General features: G+C 39.7%; 4 protein-coding genes and 1 pseudogene. 4 read left to right on the top strand and 1 reads right to left on the bottom strand.

Annotation, left to right across the window (positions count from 1 at the left end):
• The 3 genes and pseudogenes from H6G97_RS45280 to H6G97_RS45270 form a co-directional block, all read left to right on the top strand.
• The coding region (locus tag H6G97_RS45280; RefSeq protein WP_190946972.1) for a transposase at positions 1 to 408 on the top strand (408 nt) is incomplete at its 5' end.
• 21 nt (positions 409 to 429) lie between these two features.
• Positions 430 to 2,706, top strand: coding sequence for a hypothetical protein (locus H6G97_RS45275; RefSeq protein WP_242056059.1), 2,277 nt, complete (start codon positions 430 to 432; stop codon positions 2,704 to 2,706).
• A 750-nt stretch (positions 2,707 to 3,456) separates the two neighbouring features.
• Positions 3,457 to 3,711, top strand: a pseudogene (locus tag H6G97_RS45270) (IS701 family transposase); the annotation flags it as partial.
• A 90-nt stretch (positions 3,712 to 3,801) separates the two neighbouring features.
• Here H6G97_RS45270 and H6G97_RS45265 read toward each other — a convergent pair.
• Positions 3,802 to 4,284 carry a sigma factor gene (locus H6G97_RS45265; protein WP_242056058.1) on the bottom strand — a complete coding sequence of 161 codons (483 nt, stop codon included), beginning with the start codon at positions 4,282 to 4,284 and terminating at the stop codon, positions 3,802 to 3,804.
• A gap of 373 nt (positions 4,285 to 4,657) precedes the next feature.
• Between H6G97_RS45265 and H6G97_RS45260 the strand changes: the two genes are divergently transcribed.
• On the top strand, positions 4,658 to 5,010 hold a 353-nt coding region (locus H6G97_RS45260; protein ID WP_479684983.1), incomplete at its 3' end, for a ParM/StbA family protein.

The following is a 5,010-nucleotide window of genomic DNA, read 5'->3' as shown; positions in this document are numbered from 1 at the left end:
TGGATTTATGGTGCAATTGAACCATTGACTGGAGACCATTTTCTTTATGAGTACCCAAAACTGAATGGTGAGTGTTTTCAACAGTTTTTGGACTGGCTATCTGTGCAATTAGGTTCAGATTATGCCATTTTACAGATTGACCAAGCACCGGCTCATACAAGTTCAGCAATTAGCTGGCCGGAGAATATTATTCCTCTATTTCAACCACCATCGGCTCCTGAACTCAATCCTATAGAAAGGCTTTGGCAAGCTCTTAAGAAACCTCTCAAAAATCAACTTTTCTCTTCTTTACAAGCTTTACGCGAGCGCATCCAAGAAATCTTCGACCAACTTACATTTGAGGAAGTAATTTCTGTCTCTTCTTATAACTTTATCTTAGAAGCTCTTTTCTATGCAGCTTCACATTAAATTGGTATAATGTAGCGAGAAATGATTGGTGAGGGATGTTATCAAAACCAAATAGCGGTTGATTTATTCAAAAGTGCTAAAAAACCTGAAATGGATAAAATCCGGGAAAACAGCCGCTACTTGTATCGTGATGTTAATTATATTAAAGATAAGAAATCTTCGTCAGTTTATTTAAGCACGGGGATAACACCAAAGGGCTACTCGCCAGTAGAATTATTAATTAGCCAAACCAATAAATATTTCCGAGAATCACAGTTAGAATCGCGTCCCATTGTCCAGTTTAAAGACTTGTTCAAAGGAGTGGAATTTACACCACAGCAAAAATTTGCAGCGATCGCCGCCAAATACGAGTTTGATCTGAAGTTCAACGCTGGGGTTCATGCCTCAAGGCGGCGAGAAACAGAGTCTGGCCCTAGCGCAGTTGTTCAAACGGATTCAGGAACGCAACTCGAAATTACCAATCTCACCCGTGAGGGGCATCCCTTAATCTGGAAAGCCCAGACGTTGAACATTCGCCTAGATGAGATTAAATTCACAAACAGTGAACGCCCCCACAAATTACTAGCAGTTGCACAGATAGATGGCGAGGTTGGGAAAGATGGAAAACCCGCTTACCGCAACCTGGGGACAGTTAGCCAACAATCTGTGACTGACCACACTCTCAAGGCGGGGATGACCATGCAGGGAGCTAAACTCCTAGAACTAAAACCAGAACTTACTAGAAGCCAAACTAAATTACTTTTCGACAAGGCACAAGAGGCGGCTCTCGCATTTTATGCCTCGATCTCAGAGTCAGAAAAACTTGCATCCGCCGCCGCTTGGAACATCTGTGCATTCCGCCAGGATGAACTTGAAGTTGCAAGAAAAGAAAACGCAAACTCCCAGGCGATCGCTAAAAAAGTCTCTAATTTTGCCTTCGCTGCTTTCCCCAATGAGATTATCTCTCGCTTAGATAAATTGCAATTTACTGAGCCGAAGTTAGTCACATTAAATAATGAGGCAAATCAATTTTTGGGTAGAAAGTGGAACCCAGACGAAAAACACCCGATAGAAATCAGAGCTTCTCACCATCCAGTCGGACATGAGCGCCATGTTTCCAGGCTAATGTTTGTCCAGGATAGTGACGGCGAATATAAGGAATTCGCCATGCTCGAAACCAGAACTCCACAGCTTCCCATTGGAACGAAAGCGCTCTCCCGTATGGTTGGGGTAGAACCTGCCACTGCCAAAGCAACTATTGGACTGCCAGGATTTGAGCCGATTGAAATTACTATCCGTGAGCTCAAGAACTTCTCTTATGCAGGACTTGTTTTTAACGTCGAACCGATCAACTTAGAATTTGGCACTGTGCCGATTTCTGACAAAACAGTAAAAATCAAACTTGATGGCAAAACTTTGGGCGAGTTAGACAGTGATTCTGTCCAACAGTTAAAAGAAATTAATCATCTCAAAAATGGTAATCCTCTAAAGTTAAAACTTACTTCTATCTCCGAAACTGGAGATCAAGCTTTTGTGCTGGGTGAATCTCCCAATGGGAATCTCCTGAAAATCAATAAAATTAACTTTTATGATTTTTCTGGTCAGACATTCAATGATCAAGATTACCGAAAACTGAGTATCGAAACCTCAGCTTCTAAAACTAGAGATGCTGTATTTTTGAATGGTGAACCCTTGGGAGTGTTGCACTTTAAAAAAGACAAAGACGCGCTTAGACAGCTTGGACTGCTCAAAACCGGACAACTTACACTCGCGCCCGCAATCATTGAAAGTAATTTTTCTGTTATTTGCGCTCAAATCGAGCCTAATACCGTTGAATATCCCCAGAAGTGGACGAAGGAATTTCAGGCTTTTGGGACTCAATCAGTTAATTCTCAACAGCAAGAGATGATTGAGAGTAGTGCGAAAATTCTCCATCATATTAAAGAGCGTCCTACTTTTTTATTTTCTACAGAATCAAATAAAAAACTTGGAGTCATGGGCTTGGCTGTTGACAACCAAAAAGCTGAAACTGTGACTAAATGGTTAACTGCTCAAAAAGTTGAATGGCAGCAAGTACCAATAGAAGATGTTGTCAGGAAAACCCGAAAAGGTCTAGCGGTATTTAACTTGGTTGATAGCTCCATCCCTGCTAAAACTTTGTCGAGCATGACCAAGAAATTTGGGGCTGTCATTGAATCTACTCTTGAATATCAGCAAAACGTTAGCTCCCTCGCCACACGACCGCAGTTTTTGAAACCACCAGAACAAACAGCACAATCCCCACCTAACCAATCTATATTCGTAATTCGTAATTCGTAATTATTATCCCAAAGGATTTATCAGGGAGCTTGAATAAAGTTGGCTTTGCCCTTCTTCTCTTTTTCATAATTAAAATTAGGTGAATCTGCACCCTTAATAAATTAATTATTAATTAATTCCTATTTTCTAAGTTTTTAATTACGAATTACGAATTATTCGGTCCGACTTTAAAAGATTTGTATGTTAGCCGAAACTATGGCGTTACTCAGATATTAGTGAAGACACAGTATAACTCTGAACCACCAACTTCTTGATGGTTCAGAGTTATATTTCGTATTAGCTACTAGTCAAGCACTTAAGCAGGAAATATTGTCCGGGTAATTAGTACGCTGGCGAACCCAGAAACACTAAGACCTAGCAAAATACTAGTAAACAAAAGACCTATTCGAGGGTTAGAATCTAGTTTTTTGTCTTCTCTACCACCTGTAAAGAATAAAGACCAAGCTTGGGAAGCATTGATAGTCAGGACTTACGCAACTGGCACAATGCGAGCGCCAATTACTAGTACATAAGTATTATTTGAATCTGATTCCGAATGCCTTGTATTTGTAATAAAAGCTGGTGTATTGGAAGCAAAGCATGAAATATTCATGAGAAAATAGGTAGAGGTTGTATGAGATAAATGTTGCTTACGGGAATGAGATTTACTAAGCTTAATTACTGCCAATACTTATTAAGTAGTCAAATTAATTATACGATGACCAATTTGGCAGAGCATTTGGAGACTATTAGCCATGATGCAATTAACTAGAGGTGTGTAAAATTCGTTGGAAAATCGAGGAGTTTCACCGAGAGATCAAACAACTAACAGGCATTGAATCTTGTCAATGTCGTAAAGCTAGGCTTCAAAGAAATCATATTGCTTGTGCAATGTTGGTTTGGATTAGATTAAAGAATTTAGCCTATACCACTGGTCAAACTGCTTATCAAATCAAGCATAATTTGCTTTCTAATTATTTAATTCAGCAACTAAAACGCCCAAGTATTCCTATGTGCTTGGTTTGATTTAAATTGTCGTGTGGTAGGGCTACGCCCCGCTCGCTATTTGTTCCAGTTGCGTAAGTCCTGACGAATTACGAATTAGTAATTACTTAGTCATGGGGTAGGCGAATAGTGTGGGATTGTTCTGCAACTGCTCTGGTAATTGCCTGTCGAATCCACGCCTTTTGCATAAATAGAAAATTTATAGCCCCGATTCGGCTCAAATTTTTCTACTGCTTTTTGTAAACCTATCGCTCCCTCTTGAATCAGATCCAAAAATTCCAGCTTACTCCAACGATATTTTTTAGCGACTGCAACCACTAAGCGGAGGTTGGCAGTAATCATTAAATGTTTTGCCAGTTGCCCTTGTTGAAGGATTTGGGTTAATTCTGCTTCTGTTTTATTCACTTCGGCAGAGAGTTCAGACCCATTTGGAGAACGCTTTAGCCGTTGCATGAGAAGATTTTTTTGCTGCTCAAGTGCCAGCATAGACCTTACAAGCCTTGCATAGAAAATTTCCTGCTCTGGTAGTAACCTATCGATGCGACCAATTTCTCGTAGGTAAATTCCAAGTGTATCAGAGTCAAATCTCGCCATATTACGTAAAGCTAATTTAGACCTTGACAGTAGAGTATAAATCAAACAGTTAACGATGATCTAAATTAATTTTTGCTGCGTTGATAAAAAAGATTTCAGAAATTCTTTGCAGGGGTCACATAGGAGCTATATATACCCCAACAGTAGTTTAGGACTTTGATGATATTTTGCCTCCTATATAAGATACATATAGGTGGTAAGTGGGGTATATTTAACTAATTGACATTTTGTGCCCCACTTAGCCCCCAAGGGGTTATGATAAGCTCTTGAGATTAGGAGAAAAAGGGGAAGTTATTTTATTCTTCTTTCTCTTGCTCTTGCAGATCACTTAAACAGATAATTTTCACAAATAAAAGTTTATTACTTGGAGCAGATGTCAAACATTCACACCTTACAAAAAATTTTTCCTACGGGTTTCGATAACGGTTACGGAAGTCTCAAACTTTTAGTCGAAGGATTTAAAGTAGTTCGTGCCCCCAGCTATATTTCCACTGTAGAAATGGAAGATGTTCCAGGGCGTGTAGTTTTTAACGGTACTGCTTACACAGTTGGAGAGTCCGCTTACCGTACAGGAAATTATTTTGATCGCAACACAGACAATAATGAAAACAAAGTCAATAATGCGTTGTTGACTTTATTGGGTGCATTGGCACATCTCCCACACCGTAAGGCTTGGCACTTAAAATTAGTCGTCAGCTTACATGATGTTGGTCTGGCGGAACAATT

This window comes from Nostoc flagelliforme FACHB-838 (genome assembly GCF_014698065.1).
Lineage (GTDB): Bacteria > Cyanobacteriota > Cyanobacteriia > Cyanobacteriales > Nostocaceae > Nostoc > Nostoc flagelliforme_B.
The sequence above is the reverse complement of the archived record's forward strand: the minus strand, read 5'-3'. Positions and strand labels throughout refer to the sequence as shown.